General features: G+C 67.1%; 15 protein-coding genes and 1 tRNA gene. 5 read left to right on the top strand and 11 right to left on the bottom strand.

Annotated elements, in window-relative coordinates; genetic code table 11:
* Positions 1 to 173 precede the first annotated feature (173 nt).
* Both ATK30_RS19725 and ATK30_RS19720 read right to left on the bottom strand, forming a co-directional pair.
* Positions 174 to 4,172 (bottom strand): DUF7507 domain-containing protein, encoded by a 3,999-nt coding sequence (locus ATK30_RS19725; protein ID WP_101436852.1) that lies wholly within the window; start codon positions 4,170 to 4,172, stop codon positions 174 to 176.
* Between the two features lie 63 nt (positions 4,173 to 4,235).
* The gene (locus ATK30_RS19720) at positions 4,236 to 4,706 is read right to left on the bottom strand and encodes a MarR family winged helix-turn-helix transcriptional regulator (RefSeq protein ID WP_101436851.1); all 471 of its coding nucleotides are present in this window, start codon (positions 4,704 to 4,706) and stop codon (positions 4,236 to 4,238) included.
* Between the two features lie 71 nt (positions 4,707 to 4,777).
* On the opposite strand from ATK30_RS19720, the gene ATK30_RS19715 reads away from it, so the two are divergent.
* Positions 4,778 to 5,968, top strand: coding sequence for an FAD-dependent oxidoreductase (locus ATK30_RS19715; RefSeq protein WP_101436850.1), 1,191 nt, complete (start codon positions 4,778 to 4,780; stop codon positions 5,966 to 5,968).
* Positions 5,969 to 5,972: 4 nt separating this feature from the next.
* Here ATK30_RS19715 and dcd read toward each other — a convergent pair whose 3' ends face one another.
* A complete protein-coding gene (gene dcd / locus ATK30_RS19710; protein ID WP_101436849.1) occupies positions 5,973 to 6,554 on the bottom strand; it encodes a dCTP deaminase in 582 nt (193 codons plus the stop codon).
* Positions 6,541 to 7,749, bottom strand: coding sequence for an oxygenase MpaB family protein (locus ATK30_RS19705; protein ID WP_101436848.1), 1,209 nt, complete (start codon positions 7,747 to 7,749; stop codon positions 6,541 to 6,543). The genes dcd and ATK30_RS19705 overlap by 14 nt, the downstream gene beginning before the upstream one ends.
* Before the next feature lie 115 nt (positions 7,750 to 7,864).
* On the opposite strand from ATK30_RS19705, the gene ATK30_RS19700 reads away from it, so the two are divergent.
* Positions 7,865 to 7,935 (top strand) — tRNA-Gly (locus ATK30_RS19700).
* 501 nt (positions 7,936 to 8,436) lie between these two features.
* Here ATK30_RS19700 and ATK30_RS19695 read toward each other — a convergent pair.
* Positions 8,437 to 9,420 carry a DUF4236 domain-containing protein gene (locus tag ATK30_RS19695; protein WP_220816649.1) on the bottom strand — a complete coding sequence of 328 codons (984 nt, stop codon included), beginning with the start codon at positions 9,418 to 9,420 and terminating at the stop codon, positions 8,437 to 8,439.
* A gap of 216 nt (positions 9,421 to 9,636) precedes the next feature.
* Here ATK30_RS19695 and ATK30_RS19685 point away from each other — a divergent pair, with 216 nt between their 5' ends.
* A complete protein-coding gene (locus ATK30_RS19685) occupies positions 9,637 to 9,954 on the top strand; it encodes a DUF6966 domain-containing protein (RefSeq protein ID WP_101436847.1) in 318 nt (105 codons plus the stop codon).
* Positions 9,955 to 10,272: 318 nt separating this feature from the next.
* On the opposite strand, the gene ATK30_RS19680 is transcribed toward ATK30_RS19685, so the two are convergent.
* The 4 genes from ATK30_RS19680 to ATK30_RS19665 form a co-directional block, all read right to left on the bottom strand.
* Positions 10,273 to 10,536, bottom strand: a complete 264-nt coding sequence (locus ATK30_RS19680) for a hypothetical protein (protein ID WP_101436846.1) — start codon at positions 10,534 to 10,536, stop codon at positions 10,273 to 10,275.
* A 147-nt stretch (positions 10,537 to 10,683) separates the two neighbouring features.
* On the bottom strand, positions 10,684 to 12,075 hold the full coding sequence (locus ATK30_RS19675) for an amino acid permease (RefSeq protein ID WP_101436845.1): 1,392 nt from the start codon (positions 12,073 to 12,075) through the stop codon (positions 10,684 to 10,686).
* Positions 12,076 to 12,214: 139 nt separating this feature from the next.
* Positions 12,215 to 12,865 carry a hypothetical protein gene (locus tag ATK30_RS19670; protein ID WP_101436844.1) on the bottom strand — a complete coding sequence of 217 codons (651 nt, stop codon included), beginning with the start codon at positions 12,863 to 12,865 and terminating at the stop codon, positions 12,215 to 12,217.
* A gap of 2 nt (positions 12,866 to 12,867) precedes the next feature.
* Positions 12,868 to 13,536: a hypothetical protein gene (locus ATK30_RS19665; RefSeq protein WP_208637374.1), complete on the bottom strand. Its 669-nt coding sequence runs from the start codon at positions 13,534 to 13,536 to the stop codon at positions 12,868 to 12,870.
* A 113-nt stretch (positions 13,537 to 13,649) separates the two neighbouring features.
* On the opposite strand from ATK30_RS19665, the gene ATK30_RS19660 reads away from it, so the two are divergent.
* Both ATK30_RS19660 and ATK30_RS19655 read left to right on the top strand, forming a co-directional pair.
* Positions 13,650 to 14,027, top strand: a complete 378-nt coding sequence (locus ATK30_RS19660; RefSeq protein WP_101436843.1) for a nitroreductase family deazaflavin-dependent oxidoreductase — start codon at positions 13,650 to 13,652, stop codon at positions 14,025 to 14,027.
* 8 nt (positions 14,028 to 14,035) lie between these two features.
* Entirely contained in the window at positions 14,036 to 14,566 is a 531-nt protein-coding gene (locus ATK30_RS19655) for a GNAT family N-acetyltransferase (protein ID WP_101436842.1), read from the top strand.
* 1 nt (position 14,567) lies between these two features.
* On the opposite strand, the gene ATK30_RS19650 is transcribed toward ATK30_RS19655, so the two are convergent.
* Both ATK30_RS19650 and ATK30_RS19645 read right to left on the bottom strand, forming a co-directional pair.
* Entirely contained in the window at positions 14,568 to 14,843 is a 276-nt protein-coding gene (locus ATK30_RS19650; RefSeq protein ID WP_101436841.1) for a GlsB/YeaQ/YmgE family stress response membrane protein, read from the bottom strand.
* A gap of 161 nt (positions 14,844 to 15,004) precedes the next feature.
* Complete coding sequence (locus ATK30_RS19645; protein WP_101436840.1) at positions 15,005 to 16,849, bottom strand: acyl-CoA dehydrogenase; 1,845 nt, start codon at positions 16,847 to 16,849, stop codon at positions 15,005 to 15,007.
* Positions 16,850 to 16,859: the final 10 nt, after the last annotated feature.

The following is a 16,859-nucleotide window of genomic DNA, read 5'->3' as shown; positions in this document are numbered from 1 at the left end:
TCGTTCCCGGCCTTCGTTCGGCAGCCGATTCGCCGGCACCGGCGTTTCCGCTGGTGCCGGCTTCGGCTGGAGATTCTGCGGTACCACCCGGGTCTTGCGGCAAGCCCCCTGATGCGTTATAGGTTAAATACGGCAGGGAGATGAGTTCTCTTCTGCCTTTACTTTTTCCTTCCTCAAGGCCCGACCTTCGTTGTCGTGGTGGCCTCCTTGGTGACTGTCCGGCCAGTCTGGTCAGTCGCGATCGCGGTGGTGGTCGTGGTGACGTCCGCGCGAGCCGAGAGCGTGCAGGCACGGGTGACCTGCTCGCCAGGGGCCAGCTGGGCGACGGTGAACGAGCAGGCCGGGTCCGCGTCGCGAACGGTCACGTCGTGCAAGGCCGCGTCCCCGGTGTTGCGGAGGGTGCTCACGTACGTCACCGGGTCACCCGGCCGGATCGGCTGCTGCAGGTGATCGCGGCGCAGGTCTAGCGCTGGGTGGAGCACCGGGTAATCCGCTCTTCCGGTCGCGGTGACCGGCGGGCCCCACGGAGCGGCCGCGGTCGCGGTCGCCTGGACGGCGGTTGCTGGCGCCACGCACTGGTAGCGCTGGGTTCCACCGACCGGCAGCTCGGCGAAGGTGTGCCCGCAGGCGGGGTCGTCAGTCACCCGGACGTCGTGCAACGGCTGGTCGCCGGTGTTGGTGAGCACGACCTCGAACGGCACCGGGTCGTCGGCTCGATACGCGCTGCCGGCGGCGTGCTTGGCGACGGTCAACGCGGGGTTTTTCACCTTGAACGACGCCTGGGCGGAGCCGCTCACCGTCCGCTGGGTCGGGTCGGTGCCGGTCACCTTCGCGGTGTTCGTGAACCCGGCCGCGCCCGCGGTGATCGTGCACTGGTATTCGATTTGGGCGTCCGGGGCCAGGCTCGGGATCTGGTGCGCGCAGGCTGGCGTGCGATCGTCCACAACGGACACCGCGGTCAGCGGAACGTCGCCGACGTTGCGGACCAGCAGCGAGAAGGTGACCTTGTCGCCCTGGCGCACCTCATAGGGCTGGGCGTCCTTCATGATCGCGATTTCCGGGTGGATGACGTCGATCTTCGCCGAACCGGACGCGGTGACCGGGCGGTTCGTCGGGTCGGTTCCGGTCAGGGTGGCGAGGACGGTGAAGTCGTCCGGCTTGGCCTTCAGCGTGCACTGGTAGCTCTGCGCGGCACCGGGTTCGAGGCGGTCGAACTTCTTCGGGCAGCCGGGATCGGTGCTGGTCACCCCGGTGAGCGGAACGTCGCCGGTGTTGGTGACAGCGACGGTCACGGTGAGGGTGTCGCCAGCCCGCGCGACGGTCGGGTTCGCCGACGTCATCACGGTGAGCGCGGGATGGATGACATCGATGTGCGCGTCGGCCGACGCGGTGAGCGGCGGGCCGACCGGCGGGGTGCCGGTGACGTGTGCGGTGCTGACCGCGTCGTCGGCTGGGGCGGGGATGGTGCAGTCGTAGGTTTTGTTCGCTTTCGAGGCGAGGGTGTCGAGGGCTTTCGCGCAGGGGCCTTGGTCGGTGACCTTGACGGCGGTCAGCGGAGCGTCACCGGTGTTGGTGGCCGTGATGGTGAAGGTGACCGGGTCGCCTGCACGGAAGGGGCCGCCGTGGACGGTCTTCGTCAACGCCAGTCCTGGATGCACGACGGTGAACGCAGCGTCCGCCGTGGCGGTTACCGTGCCGCCGATCGGGTCTGCGGCGGTCGCCTTCACGGTATTCGAGTAGCCGTCGTGGCCCGCCTTCGTGGTGCAGGTGTAGTGCTGTTCTTCGCCGGCAGCCAGAGCGGGGAAGTCACGAGCGCAGCCGGGCGTCCTTTCGTCCACAACGGACACCTTGGCCAGCGGGGCGTCTCCACTGTTGCGCACGGTGACGGTGAAGGTGACTTGGTCCCCCTCGCGCACCTGCCTCGGCGCGACAGTCTGGGCGAGCTGGATCGCCGGGTGGATGACGTCGATGTGCGCGCTCGCGTTCGCGGTGACCGGGCGTCCGGACGGATCGGTGCCCGTCACCGTCGCGTCGCTGGTCAAGTCGTCGGTCGCGGTCCGGACGCAGGTGTAGGTCTGCTTTGCTTGCGGGGCAAGAGTTCCCAGCCGCTTGGCGCATTCCGGTACCGCAGAGTCGGCGACCTGGGTGTCGCGGAGTTCGGTGTCACCGGCGTTGGTGACGGTCAGGGTGAACGTCGCGGGCTGACCCGGGCGCACGACCGTCGGCGCCACGCTCTGCGCGAGCGTGATGAACGGATGGATCACGTCGATCGCTGCCTCGGTCGCCGCGGTCACCGGCGCTCCGACCGGCGGTTTCGCGGTGACCTGCAGTGCTTCGGTGACGTCGGCGCCTGGCGCGGTCGTGGTGCAGTCGAACGTCCAGGTGGATCCGGGGGCGAGTGCGTCGTGCTGTTGTGCACAGCCTTCGGCGCGGGCCATGGTCGTGACGGCCAGACCGGTAAGCGGCACGTCACCGGCGTTCGCCACGATCACGTGCACCGCAACGTTGTCGTGTTCGCGGAACGGTCCACCTTGGACAGTCGCGGTCAAGGTGACCGCTGGGTGCTGCACAGTGAACGACGCGCTCGCCTTCGCGGTGGTTGAGCGGCCAGTCGGGTCGGTGCCGGTTACGGCCAGGTCGTTCGGGAAGCCCTGCGCTCCGGCCACCGTGCTGCAGGTGAAGGTCTGCTTGCCTTGCGCAGCAACGGTTCCGAGAGAGCGCGCACATTCCGCGACCCGGTCGTCTGCCACCGTGACGTCGTGGAACTCGGCGTCGCCGGTGTTGCTCACCGTGACGGTAAACGTGACACGGTCCCCCTCGCGCACCTGCGCGGGCGCGGCGGTGACGGCAGCCTCCAGCGTCGGGTGAATTACGTCGACCCGCGCATCCGCGGTTGCGCGCTGTGTGGTGCCGAGCTGATCTTTGCCGGTCGCGACAACGGTATTCGTCACGTCGTCCGCCGGAGCTAACTGTTCGCATTTGTAGGTCTCGACCGCGTTGGGAGCCAACGTGCCGAACTTGCGGACACAACCGGCCACACTGTCGTCGGCCACCGCGACGTCGTCGAGCGGCACGTCGCCGGAGTTGCGCACGGTGACAGTGAAGGTGACGCGGTCCCCTTCGCGCACCTGCGCGGGGGAGGCCGCCGCGGTGACCGCCAAGGCCGGATGTATCACCGTTACGGTGGCCGAGGACTTGGCCGTCACCGGTCGGCCGGTGGCGTCAGTACCCGTGGCGGTGACGCCGTTTGTGGTGGTGAGCGTGGGTTTCGCGGTGCACGAGTAGGTCTGCTGGGTGCCGGGTGTGAGGGCGCCGAAGGACCGGGAGCACTCCGGAGTCGTGTCGTCGGTGACAACGACCGGGTTGAGCGGGCTGTCGCCGATGTTGCGCACGGTGACCTTCCAGGTGACCTGGTCCCCGCCGTGCACCACCGGCGGGACAGCCTCCTTCGAGACGGCGATCGCGGGCGTGATCAGGGGGACTTTCGCCTCCGCGGTCGAGGTGACGACCTTGCCCAGCGGGTCGATCCCCTTGACGGTCGCGCTGGTTCCGTCCGGCAGCGGAACCGTCGCCGTACAGGTGCCCACCACCGATTGCCCCGGCGCGAGAGAACCGAGAGCGCGAGCGCACGATTGGACCCCTCGGTCGCCGATGGTCACGTCGTGCAGCGGAACGTCGCCGGCGTTGGTGGTCTTGAGCGTGAAAATCGCCTGATCGCCCGCCCGGTAAGCCGGTTTGTCGACCTGTTGACTCAACGCCAAGGCTGGGCGGAGAACATCGACGTTGCTGCCCGCCGAAGCCGACAGCTGCTCCCCGTCGGGGCCCGCACCAGTCACCTTGACCGTGGAGACGAAGCCCTTCTCCGGCGCGGCGAACCTGCATTGATAGCGCGCGGTGGCACCCGGAACCAGGGTGCCGATCTTCTTGCCGCACTGCGGGTTCCGCTCATCCACCGCCTCCACATCGGACACTGGGTCCGCGGCCGGGTTCGTCACGCTCACCGTGAACGTCACCTGATCGCCAGCGTGCACCCGATGCGGTTCGGCGACCGCCGTCACCCGCAGATCCCGCACCGGCCGGGCGGGCGCCGCTTTCGCGGCGTGCGCGGCGGGGGGCAAAAGAGTGGCCGTCAGGCCGAGGACTAAGAGCAGACGTATCCCGGCCGAAACCATGCGGGCAAGTTTTCCACCATCCGGTGATGCCGCGGCGATTTCCTACCCGGCAGTGGCATTACCTCACTCCGCTGAGCGATGAGTGAGACGCACGGTTGACTCGTGGGTGATCGCCGCTGCCTGATCGAGGAAGCCGATCACCGTTTGGAGTTGCTCGTCGGTGTAGCCGGCCGCGACCGCCTTGGTCGCCGAGACGATGTAGTCCCACAGGGGAGCGGCGCGTTCGACGTTCGCCGGGTTGACGCGGACGAGAACCTTCCGCCGGTCCTCCGGATGCGGCATCCGGTTGACGATGCCTTTGCGCTCGAGCCGGTCGACCAGCGCGGTGACGGACGCAGGCGCGAGCCCCGCGTACTCGGCCAGCTCCTTCGGCGTGAGCGGACCGAGCCGGGCGAGGTAGTCGGCGACCTTGCTTTCGACCGCGGAGAGCCCGTTCTGCTCGGCGATCGCGGTGTGGAACATGACCGTCTCGGTCGACAACTTTCGAGCACGAAGCAGCAGCTCAGCGACCAGATCCTCGCGTTCGCTTGACATGCCCCGGAGTCTAGCGGACTCTTTAGTTCGATAGAACGAATTACTTTCCAAGATATTCGAGAGGGCGAACCATGGCGCGAGTCTTGATCGCGGGCGGGGGCATCGCGGGGGCGATCACCGCGATCGCGCTGCACGAGGTGGGGCACGAACCGGTGCTGTACGAGGCATACGACCGCAGCGCGGAGGGCGTCGGCGCGTTCCTGACGCTCGCGGTGAACGGTCTCGACGCACTGACGCCGTTAGGACTGAAACCGCTGGTCAAAGACCTGGGCTTCGACACGCCGCGGATGACGCTCGGGCTCGGCAACGGCCGGCGGCTCAGCGAGTTCCCGCTCGGCGGGCCGCTGCCGGACGGCACGGTGAGCCAGACCGTGCTGCGCTCCGACCTCTACGTGGCGCTGCGCGACGAAGCGGCCAGACGCGGTGTGGCCACAGAGTTCGGCAAGCGGCTGACCGACGCCACGCAGACGGCGGACGGCGTCACCGCTGCCTTCGCCGACGGCACGAAATCCGAGGGCGACGTGCTGATCGGTGCTGACGGTCTGCGGTCGACAGTCCGCCGGATCCTTGATCCTTCCGCGCCATCGCCGCGGTACGTGCCCTTGCTCAACACCGGCGGTTTCGCACGCGGCCTCGACCTCGACGACGAGCCGGGCGTCATGCACATGGTGTTCGGCCGCAAGGCGTTCTTCGCGCACGTGCTCGCCCCGGACGGCGCGGTCTGGTGGTTCGCGAACGTGCCGCACGCCAGCGAGCCGACGGAGTCCGAGCTCGCCGCGATGCGCGGCCCCGGCTGGCGGAAGCGGCTGCTCGACCTGGTCCGCCCCGATCGCACTCCGGCGACCGCGATCATCGAGGCCAGCGAAAACATCTACGAACCGTGGGCGACGTACGACTTCCCGACGGTCCCGGTCTGGCACCGCGGCCGGATCGGCCTCATTGGCGACGCCGCGCACGCGACCTCACCGGCGGCTGGTCAGGGCGCGGCGATGGCGATCGAGGACGCGGTGACGCTCGCGATGTGCCTGCGCGACGTCTCCGATCCGGCGGCCGCGTTGACGACCTTCGAGACGTTGCGCCGGGGGCGGGTGGAAGCCGTTGTCGCGCAAGGCAAACGCAACGGCGACGCCAAAGCCCCCGGTCCGGTCGGCCGGGTGCTGCGGGACTTCTTCCTCACGCGCGCGATGCGCAAACCGGCCACCGACGACCCGAACCGGTTCATGTGGGACCACCGGATCGACTGGGCGGCCCCGGTCGCGTGAGCGGCTAGCGCCAGGTGTCGACGCGGTGGAAGTTCTTGTACGCCCGGCTCGGCGTCGGCCCGCGCTGCCCCTGGTAGCGGGAGCCGGCCTCGCTGGAGCCGTACGGGAATTCCGCCGAACTGGACAGCCGGAAAATGCACAGCTGACCGATTTTCATGCCCGGCCACAGCGTGATCGGCAGATTCGCGACGTTCGACAGCTCGAGCGTGATGTGCCCGGAGAAGCCGGGGTCGATGAAGCCCGCGGTGGAGTGGGTGAGCAGCCCGAGGCGGCCGAGGGAGGATTTGCCCTCGAGCCGTCCGGCGAGGTCGTCGGCGAGCCGGACCTGCTCGAACGTGGACCCGAGCACGAACTCGCCGGGGTGCAGCACGAACGGCTCGTCGCCCTCTTTTTCGACCAGCGAGGTCAGCTCGTCCTGCTGCAGCTGCGGGTCGATGTGGGTGTATTTGCTGTTGTCGAAGACCCGGAAGTACCGGTCGAGCCGGACGTCGATGCTGGACGGCTGGACCATGGCAGGGTCGAAGGGGTCGATGCCGAGACGGCCGGCGTCGAGCTCTTTGCGGAGGTCACGGTCACTGAGCAGCACGGATGCAGCCTATCGGGCGGGCAGGCGCGGCCGGGGCGCCCCTCCGTCCGAACACCGCGTCCATCCGCTTGAGGTACCGCCGGCGGCCGAACGCGCCGACCGCTTCCTGCAGCGCAGTCGCGCCGGGCACGAGTTGCCGGACCGTCTCCGCCGCGTAATTCACCCCAGCGGCGGCGAGCACCGCGGCCTGCGCGACCGGGTTGTCCGGCAGCCCGAGAAAGTCGGCGTTGTCGCGCCCGAGCACGAGCCGGCTGATCGCGGAGTGCACGCCGACGTTCACCTGCGCGAGCACCTTCCCGGCGACCCCGCGCCCCTCGCCGATCGCCGCGTGCGCGTCGACGAGGGCGCGGGCGAGCCGCTTGGAGTCGTCGTCCGGGATGAACTCGGTGGCGGCCAGCATCCAGAGCAACCGCCAGGCGTCGTCCTCATCGGCGGGCAGCAGCTCGTCGTCGACGCCCATCAGCCAGCCGACGTAGCGCCAAAGATGCAGGATGTCGGCCTTCTCGCGGGCGGTGTAGCGGAGGCCGAGCAGCTGCGTGCCGAACAGATAGACGAGCGAGAAGAGGAGGAGAGTGCCCGCGGTCTGGACCTGGTTGACCGGCCGGTCCCACCGGTCGTAATCCCAGTCCGGCCTGCTGTTCATCGCACGCCGGACGTGCGCGTGCACCAGCCGGATCTTCAAGGCGGCTTGGTATCCCGTGCCATGCTTCTCGAGCGCCCCCGGAGTCGTGACGTCAATCCACCACGCCGCGGTCTCCACCAGCCGCCGCGGTGCCCGATGTTCGATCTCCCCGGTGCCGACCAGCGATTTCGTCGCCCGCGAGGCCAGGTAGCCGCCCATGAGCGACATGTCGCCGAGCGGGAAGAGCCCCAGCAGCCCAGCCCGGGTGATCGCCTTCGCGCCGCTGACGAGCCGCCGGTGATCGACCCAGTACGGGGTGGCTTCGACGTGCGCTCGGAAAGCTTCGATCTCCGGCGGTCCTTGTTTCCCGGCCAGCGCCTGGTCGACGAGGTCCCGGTTGTGGGGTTCCCGGTGCAGCCACTCGACGACCGCGTCCGCCAAGGCGTCCTCCTGCTGCGCGAAGCTCCGGAGCCGCTTGATCTGGCCCTCGTCGGCGGTGGCGCCCCGCGTCCGGGCCGCCAGCCGAAACCCGCCCTGCCGGAACATCTCGGGAGACATCTCGGGGTCGTCCATCGCGCACCTCCGCACCGTGGTTCGACAACAAGTGTTGTCACTTTGCTGGCGGAGCGTCAAGGCATGCCCCCGCTGGACGTGGGGGTGCCGTGGTTGTGTATGCTGGCGGAGTACTGCGGATGTAGTTCAATGGTAGAACATCAGCTTCCCAAGCTGAATACGCGGGTTCGATTCCCGTCATCCGCTCTCTTGGCTGTTTTAGCAGCTCGGTAGGGGCGCTTTCCGGAATGGGAAGCGCCCCTACTGGCATTCTGCGGACCTTTCCAACAGCATCACTCGATCGCCCAGCACCACCACTCTTGCCCGAAAGTACCGGCAGGAACTCCAGTTGGCGATCGAGCTGCAGCACCCGAAGTATGAGTTTGTCTCCCTGAATGAGGCAAGTTTGCCTTTGGTGTCCTTCTTGTTCCAAAGGAGGGTGGGCGCTGGCGCATCGCCGACGTGGCTGGATTCGCCCCGGGACGGCTGGAACTATGAACTACCCCGAAGATGTCTCGGTTGCCAGTTCATTGCCATTAGTCACTCCTCAACATGGCCGACTAACGGCAGTCGACGACTGAGGTGCTAGCAGACGAGGCGCGGGGCACGACGGTTCGAGGACCTATCGGCGAACTGCCCGTTCAAGCAACCGACATCGCACTCCTGCCGAACTTGGCTCTATCGGACCAAGGCCCTGTCGACGCCAAGTCATGGGATCAGCACTGCCCGATCTCGGATGCGGTCCCACACGTCCACCGGAATGTCAGCCATCACGAACAGTTCGTCTACGTTGGCGAACGGCACGCCCCGACGGTCACGAACCGCAACGACAGTGGCAGCCACGTCGGATGAAACCCCGCACAGCCCGGCGATGACCTCAGCCGGCGCGCTGTTGAGATCGACCAAGCCGCCGTCATCGTAAGAGCGGGCCAGGTCGGGCCGACCGACGCACAGCTCGCGTGCAAGCAGCGGATCGGCTGCCGCCAAGCTCCTGGCTTCGTCCCGTCGGGCACGTGCCACCAGTACTGCGTTAATGGCCGGGTCGGCACTAAGCTGCTGGCTTGGTTCCTCGACCGGCATACCCCCGTACACCATGCGCCGCAGCGGCGTCAGCGCGATGCAACCGCCAATGATGATTCCCGCCGCGAGCAAACCGCCGATGGTGCTGATCGGGCTGTCGGTTACCTGGCCTTGGCTGTTCTGGGGGGTCAAGGCCAGGAGCACGTAAACCAGCAAGTCGAGGCCACCGAAGATCAGGGCGAGTCGCCGCGCTTTGGCCGTCTTCAAGCGGATAGCCGCGTGCAGGAACGGTAACCACGCGAACGTACCCGCCGTCCCAACCAACACGACGTAGTACCACGAGCCCGCAACCCAACGTTTCCCAGGAGCGCGGACAGAAACCGGCTGGCCATTCTGCGGCTCCGCCTCCGCAACAGCCGCTTTGCGAGCGGCCTGCCTGGACGCGACTGCTTCTCGGCGCCCCGGCTTCCGCCGGGCGGGTGCCGGCCCGCCGTTGCCAGTCGTGTAGCCGAGGCCCGTTCCCGGCAGGTTCACCGTCGTCTGGACCCCGCCACGCGCACGTTTGGTCATCCGCACGCCCTTGCCTCCGACTGAGTAGCCGACGCCGCTCTTTGAGACGTTCATGCGCACGCCCGGGGCCAGCTTGAACGACTTCCGGTACCGAAACCCCACCCTGGCCTCCCAGATCTGCTCATCCTGAAGTCGATCAAATGAGGCTCCCGTTACACCCGGCGTCGATTTTCACTCGCACGGCCGGTCCGACCAGTCCCGGGCTGCGTCGAGCTCGGCATGACGCCGCAGCCAGTCCGGCGCAAATGCTCGGCATCTCCGGGACTCGGTACCACCTGCGCTCCGCGTACACAGGACGGTCTGTGCCACCGTAAGTCCATGGCATCCGACCCGATCGGCGAGCTCGCCACCGACATCGACGCGCTGCTAGCTCTCTTCGAGCGCGTCGACGAGCAGCACTGGGCACGCTGGGCCAGGGCCGTGCGGACGGATATCGCGAACGGCGATGCACACTGCCTCTCCCGGATTTTGGGCGTCTACGGCGGCCCGGGCAGCTTCAACGACCTGGTCATCCATCCCATGAACGGGCACGCGGTCAACCCCGACGACGTCGCGAACGCCAACCAGCAACTCGACAGCCTCCGGACGCGGATTCACCAAACCGCCTGCGACTTCCAACATCAGCTGCGCGGGTGAGATGCCTCCGGCGAGCACGGCGCTGCCCTGGACCAGGCACCGCTTCGGAGGTCAGGGGGAAGGCACCGAAGAGATCGCCTCAGCCCCGGGGTCGCTAGGGGTAATTCCCGGCAACTTGCCCCGGTCCACAGGGGGCCTGGCGCATACCCGGGCAGCAGGTCAGAGGCACTTTTCAGGCCCTAACGACTGGTTCCCGAGCTGAATACGCGGGTTCGATTCCCGTCATCCGCTCTCTTGGCTGTTTTTAGCAGCTCGGTAGGGGCGCTTTCCGGAATGGGAAGCGCCCCTACTGCTTTTCTGCGGCGCCATTCGGCAGCTCTATTTCCGTTCTCGGGGGAGCCGAGCGCCGAGCAGTCCGCCCGCGATCAGACCGGGGTAGGCCGACCAGTGCGGGAAAGCAGCCCACTGGCCGGTCAGAGCGAGGATCGCGGTCAGGGCTCCGTAGGCGAGTACCAGGTAGAGAAGCAGCCACAGGAGCAACTCGGGAGCGGACCGGATCGAGCGGGCGGCACCTCGGAGGCCGGGTGCCTTGGCCAGGTCGGCACGCAGCCACTGCAGCAGCCGCGATCGGCGTTGCGCCATTCGTTGAGTATGCCACGGGAATCGGAAGGGGGTGTCCACTATGGACGCTATGTGGTTGCGCACCGCCGAGGATGGGCATCGACTTGTCCAGCGGCGCGGCCTGGCTCGGTGCTTCTCGACACTATCGACGATCAGCACCGACGTGGGCTATCGCGCCTCGCTCATCGCGTCTTCCTTCGGTGCCGATGAACGTGCCCTCCGGTGGAACCAGAACAAGCCGCACAGCAATGCCAGCCATGCCACTCCGACGATCAGTGCCAGGCGGGTGTCCTCGGCGAACGCCATCACCACGAAGATGAACACCATGAACACCATCGTCAAAACCTGGCCCACCGGCCAAAACGGCACCGGGAACTCACGACCAGCCAGATCCGAGGCAGACAACTGACGTCGAGAGCGGTAGTGCGTAAGCAGGATCATGAACCAGACCCACACCGTCGCGAAGGTGCCTACCGACGCGATCAGCAGGAAAGCGCTGTCCGGCAACAGATAGTTCAGCACCACAGCAAGACTCAGAGCGGCAGCGACCACCAGAACGGTCATCCACGGAATCCCATTGCGCGTAACCCGGGCCATCACCGCAGGAGCTTGGCCGCGGCGAGCCAGGCCGTAGATCATTCGTCCGGCGCCGAAGATGTCGCTGTTGATCGCGGACAACGCGGCGGTCACCACGACGATGTTCAAAACCGTTGCGGCGGAGTGCAATCCAAGACCGGCGAAGATTTGGACGAAGGGGCTTCCCGAAGTGCTGATCGTGTTCCACGGGTTCAGCATCATGATGATCGCCAGGGTCGCCACGTAGAAAAGCAGAACGCGAACCGGGACCGTGTTGACCGCCTTGGGCATCGCGGTGCGCGGGTCTTCGGACTCAGCCGCGGTCAGGCCCAGAATCTCGGTACCGCCGAAGGCGAACATCACCAGGGCGAACGATCCCAGGAAACCGCCGATGCCGTTGGGGAACCAGCCACCATGGGACCACAGGTTGGATACCCCACCGGAAGAGCTGCCGGTGCCGAAGAGAAGGATTGCCGCGCCGCCGAGGATCATCGCGACGATGGCTACTACCTTGACCAGCGTGAACCAGAATTCCAGTTCACCGTAAACCCGTACGCTGACCAGGTTCGCGGCCGCGATAACGAGGATCGTCAGCACTACCCAGATCCAGCGTGGCACATCGGGGAACCAGAAACCCATATACACAGCCAAAGCCGTGACGTCGGCCACGCAGACGATCACCATCTCGAACGCGTAGGTCCAGCCGGTCAGGAAGCCTGCCAGGGGACCCAGGTGCTTCCGCGCGTATTCGCCGAACGAACCGGGCGCGGGATCGTTGACGGCCATCTCGCCCAAAGCGCGCAGGACGAAGAAAATCGCCGCACCGCCGACGAGATACGCGAGCAGCACCGACGGACCGGCTTTGGCGATCGTGTCCGAGGAGCCGTAGAACAATCCGGTGCCGATCGCCGAACCCAAGGCGATGAACCGGATGTGCCTGCCGTTCAACCGGCGGCTCAAACCATCCCCGGACTTCGTCGTCATCGACGGCACCTCCCGAAATCGGCGGCCCGCCGCGCATCGGCGCGCGAGCGGGTCGGCACAGTAGAACCGATCCGCCCTCGGCCGCCCAACCGACGACGACGGGAAAGCGTCTGCGATTTCAGACGGTCTACAAAGGACGTCAGCCTTCCACCAGTTCCCACGGCGCACCCGGCTCGGCGCGGTCGAACACCTGGCCCGGAGCGGCCAGCAAGGCCGGCACGACGTCCGGGTACAGCTGCACGACGTGTTCCAGTTCCAGGCCTTCCACCTCGAAGTCCTCCGCTTCCGGGACCTCGAAGCCGACGAACAGCCACGTCCCGTCCTGCTCCCGGACGACCTGGCGGACCGCGCGCGCCGGAGCGTCGGCGGTCGTTCCGATTTCGGTCAGGCCGGTGCTCAGCTGGACTTCTTCCAGCGGCGAACCGGGATGCGTCCAGGCGGCGATCCGGGCGTCGCGGTGGGCGAGGTCCTCGTCCACGTCATCGGAATCCGACACCGAGCTGAGCAGCCAGGCGAGCCGCTCCGGATCCCAGTCCGCGGCCATCCCGGCGGGCACGTCGGCCAGCGCGACCAGGTGCGGCAGCAGGGCCACCGCCTCGCGCAGGGGCATCGCGCCGAACAGCTGGCGGTTGACCTCCATGTCCTCTTCGAACTCGGCGCCGTCGCTGATGAACCAGTCGTCGTCATCGTCGAGGACGACGAAGGCCAGTTTCTCCGGATGCTCGACCAGTTCGTGCGCGATGATCACCGGGGATTCCGGGTCCTGTCGCAGCGGCCATTGTTCGGACATGCTCACTCCCCGTCGTCGATTACCTGCAACCACTCGGCATCCGGTGCCTCGCGGAAGAACACCTCGCCCGGTTCCGCGTCCAGGAGGTCGACCACGTCCGGGTACAGCTCCGCCACGTGCCCGAGCTCCAGCGTGTCGACCTCGACCTCGGTCTCCTCGTCCGGATCGGCGACCTCGAACCCGACGAACATCCACGTGCCGTCCTCTTCCCGGCTGACGTACCGCACGCCGCGGGCCGGAGCGTCCGGGGCCGTGCTGATCTCCATCAGCCCGAGGCTGAGGTTGACCTCGTCCATCGGCGACCCGGCATGCGGCCAAGCGGCGATCCGGGCCTCCCGGTACGCGCGCGCTTCCTCGTCGTCGCTGGGGACCAGCGGCGAAATCAGCACCCACGTCGAGCCGCCGGTGTCCCAGTCCGCGCCCATCCCGGCGGGCAGCTTCGCCAGCGCGGTCAACTGCGGCATCAGTTCGACCACGTCGTGCAGGCACATCGAGGCGAACTGCTCCTCGTCCAGCTCCGGGTCCTCGCCGAACTCCGAACCGTCGCTGACGAACCAGCCTTCTTCGTCGTCGAGCAGCACGTGATCCAGCCGCTCCGGATGCTCGACCAGGCCCCGCGCGACGAGCACCGCCGCGTGCGGTTCCTGCCGCATGAGCCATTCCTCGGACATGCCCGCTCCCCACCTCGCGTACGGCTGCGGGCCCATCCCACCAGACCCGCTCGCTCAGGTGCACAGCGCGTCTCCGGCAGGAAATTCCACGTACGTTGGATTAGGCTTGACGCATGGTGCTGCCCGAACGTCTCGCCCGGTTCAACCGCGTGGTCACCAACCGGGTCACGAAACCCTTCGCCGACAAACTGCCCGGATTCGGGGTGATCGTGCACCGCGGCCGCAAGTCCGGCCGCGAGTTCCGCACCCCGCTCAACATCTTCCGCACCGACGACGGATTCGTCGTCGCGCTCACCTACGGACCGGACGCCGACTGGGTCCGCAACGTCCGCGCCGCGGGCGAGGCCGAGGTGATCACCCGCGGCCATAAATACCGCGTGCGGGACCCGGAACTCGTGCATGATGAGTCACGCCGGCCGATGCCGCCGGGGGTGCGGCAGTTCCTCGGGCTGGTCGGCGTCACGGATTTCCTTGTGCTGAAACGAGAATAAGGGGCGCGATGCTCACGGGGAAGCTGGTGCGGCTGCGGGCGATCGAACCGTCGGACGCGGAATCGATCTACCGGTGGATCCACGACCCGGAGGTCGGCCGGTACATGACCGGCGACCATCCGCGCTCGCTCGCGCAACTGCGCAAGTGGGGCGAAGAGCGCCCGGTGAACAAGTACGAAAACGTCGTGCTCGGGATCGAGTCGATCGAAGCGGGCAAGCTGATCGGCGTCGTCGACCTGCGCGACGCCCGCCCAGAGATCGGCCGCGCCGAGCTCGACATCTACATCGGCGAGACCGATCACTGGGACGGCGGGTACGGCACCGAGGCGTTGAAACTCATGTGCCGCTACGGATTCAACGTCATGCGGCTGCACCTGATCGCGCTCTGGGTGGTCGCCGAGAACGAGCGCGCCCGGCACGTCTACCGCAAGGTCGGGTTCGTGGAGGACGGCAGGCACCGCGAATGCCATCGCGGGCCGGACGGCCAGTACCACGACATGTACCTGATGAGCCTGCTCGAGCCGGAGCTGAACGACTGAGCTAGCCCTTGACCTTCCGCTTGCCGTACATGCCGGCGGCGATGCTCACGCCGATCGCTGCCAGCACGACCTGGGTGATGATCTCCAGCCAGTCGATGCCCTTGGTGTTGGCATAGCCGAGCCCGCGTGCGATCGCGGTGCCGACGAACGCGGCGATGATGCCCACGATGATCGTCAGCCAGATCGGGATCGGTTGCTTTCCAGGTGCGACCAGCTTGCCGAGCAAGCCGAGGATCAGGCCGATCACGATCGCGCTGATAATGCCGGAAACCGCCATGGCGACACTCCTTCTGCCGAGAGGACCGGGCTCGACCGGTTTAGCCCGGAACCCGGGGGGCCAAACCCGGCTTACCGCCCGACTGGGGTAACCGCCACTGGAAGTACGGAAAATGCCCCGGTCCGGGGTCCGGATCGGGGCATTTTTTCCAGCGAGTGCGATCAGAACGCGGCTTCGTCCACGTCCATCAGCGCGTTGTCCGCGGCCTCCACGATGGCGCGGCGCGAGGTCAGCTCCGGCAGCACGGTCTTCGCGAAGAAGGACGCCACCGCCAGCTTGCCCTCGTAGAACGGCTTGTCCTTGGCCGACGCGCCGTTGTCGAGCTTCTCCAGCGCGACCTCGGCAGCCTGCAGCAGCTTCCAGCCGACCAGCAGGTCGCCGACCGACATCAGCAGCCGCACGGTGTGCTGGCCGACCTTGTTGATGTTCTGCGGGTCTTCCTGCGACGAGGTCAGGTAGCCGATCAGCGAGCCCAGCATGCCCTGGGTGTCCTCGAGCGCCTGCTTGAGCAGCGCGCGCTCGTTCTTGAGCCGGCCGTTGCCCGCCTCGGACTCGATGAACTTGGTGATCTCGCCCGCGACGAACGCGAGCGCCTGGCCCTTGTCCCGGACGATCTTGCGGAAGAAGAAGTCCAGCGACTGGATCGCTGTGGTGCCCTCGTACAGCGAGTCGATCTTCGCGTCGCGGATGTACTGCTCGATCGGGTAGTCCTGCAGGAAGCCGGAACCGCCGAGCGTCTGCAGCGACTGCACGAGCTGCTCGGTGGCGCGCTCGGAGCCGACGCCCTTGACGATCGGCAGCAGCAGGTCGTTGACGGCGTGCGCCAGCCTCAGCGAAGCTTCGTCGCCCTCGCCGGTCCACAGCTGGTCCTGGAACGACGCGGTGTACAGGTAGATCGCGCGCAGGCCCTCGGCGTACGCCTTCTGCAGCATCAGCGAACGACGCACGTCGGGGTGGTGCGTGATCGTGACGCGCGGCGCGGTCTTGTTCAGCATGTTCGGCAGGTCAGCGCCCTGCACGCGCTCCTTGGCGTACTCCAGCGCGTTCAGGTAGCCGGTGGACAGCGTGGCGATCGCCTTGGTGCCGACCATCATCCGGGCGTACTCGATGACCTGGAACATCTGCGCGATGCCGTCGTGCACCTCGCCGAGCAGCCAGCCCTTGGCCGGGGTGCCGTGCTGGCCGAAGGTCAGCTCGCACGTGGTGGACACCTTGATGCCCATCTTGTGCTCGATGTTGGTGACGAAGGCGCCGTTGCGCTCGCCCAGCTCGCCGGTCTTCGAATCGAAGTGGAACTTCGGGACGAGGAACAGCGACAGACCCTTGGTACCCGGCTTGGTCTCGATGCCGGGACCCTCGGGACGGGCCAGCACCAGGTGCATGATGTTCTCGACCATGTCGTTCTCGGCCGACGTGATGAACCGCTTCACGCCATCGATGTGCCAGGAGCCGTCCTCCTGCTTGACCGCCTTGGTGCGGCCCGCGCCGACGTCCGAACCGGCGTCCGGCTCGGTGAGCACCATGGTGGCTCCCCAGCCGCGGTCGATCATCAGCTGAGCCCAGTGCTTCTGCTCTTCGGTGCCGTTCTTGTCCACGATCATGGCGAAGTTCGGACCCGCCAGGTACATGAACAGCGGAGCGTTCGCGCCGAGGATGAGCTCGGCCGCGGCCCACTGCACCGTCGGGGGCAGACCGAAGCCGCCCAGCTCGTTGGTGAGGCCCAGCCGCCACCATTCGCCGTCGACGAGCGCTTGATAGCTCTTCTTGAACGAATCGGGGATCGTCACGCTGAACGTCTTGGGGTCGTACACCGGCGGGTTGCGGTCCGCGTCGGCGTAGGACTCGGCGAGCGGGCCGGTGGCGAGGTTGTTCAGCTCCGACAGCACGCCGCGGGCGGTCTCCTCGTCCGACTCGGCGAGTACGCCCTTGCCGAGCCGTTCTTGCACGCCGAGTACCTCGAAGAGGTTGAACTCCAGGTCTCGGACGTTGCTCTTGTAGTGGCCCATGTCGTCACTC

It is taken from the genome of Amycolatopsis echigonensis (genome assembly GCF_002846615.1).
Lineage (GTDB): Bacteria > Actinomycetota > Actinomycetes > Mycobacteriales > Pseudonocardiaceae > Amycolatopsis > Amycolatopsis echigonensis.
This window is presented reverse-complemented; position numbering and strand designations above follow the sequence as displayed.

Coding starts and splice junctions, on each gene's coding strand:
- ATK30_RS19685 (WP_101436847.1), top strand. CDS start 9,637: ATGGCATCCGACCCGATCGGCGAGCTCGCCACCGACATCGACGCGCTG.
- ATK30_RS19725 (WP_101436852.1), bottom strand. CDS start 4,172: ATGGTTTCGGCCGGGATACGTCTGCTCTTAGTCCTCGGCCTGACGGCC.
- ATK30_RS19660 (WP_101436843.1), top strand. CDS start 13,650: ATGGTGCTGCCCGAACGTCTCGCCCGGTTCAACCGCGTGGTCACCAAC.
- ATK30_RS19720 (WP_101436851.1), bottom strand. CDS start 4,706: ATGTCAAGCGAACGCGAGGATCTGGTCGCTGAGCTGCTGCTTCGTGCT.
- ATK30_RS19675 (WP_101436845.1), bottom strand. CDS start 12,075: ATGACGACGAAGTCCGGGGATGGTTTGAGCCGCCGGTTGAACGGCAGG.
- ATK30_RS19645 (WP_101436840.1), bottom strand. CDS start 16,849: ATGGGCCACTACAAGAGCAACGTCCGAGACCTGGAGTTCAACCTCTTC.
- ATK30_RS19665 (WP_208637374.1), bottom strand. CDS start 13,536: ATGTCCGAGGAATGGCTCATGCGGCAGGAACCGCACGCGGCGGTGCTC.
- ATK30_RS19715 (WP_101436850.1), top strand. CDS start 4,778: ATGGCGCGAGTCTTGATCGCGGGCGGGGGCATCGCGGGGGCGATCACC.
- ATK30_RS19655 (WP_101436842.1), top strand. CDS start 14,036: ATGCTCACGGGGAAGCTGGTGCGGCTGCGGGCGATCGAACCGTCGGAC.
- ATK30_RS19680 (WP_101436846.1), bottom strand. CDS start 10,536: ATGGCGCAACGCCGATCGCGGCTGCTGCAGTGGCTGCGTGCCGACCTG.
- ATK30_RS19650 (WP_101436841.1), bottom strand. CDS start 14,843: ATGGCGGTTTCCGGCATTATCAGCGCGATCGTGATCGGCCTGATCCTC.
- ATK30_RS19705 (WP_101436848.1), bottom strand. CDS start 7,749: ATGGACGACCCCGAGATGTCTCCCGAGATGTTCCGGCAGGGCGGGTTT.
- ATK30_RS19670 (WP_101436844.1), bottom strand. CDS start 12,865: ATGTCCGAACAATGGCCGCTGCGACAGGACCCGGAATCCCCGGTGATC.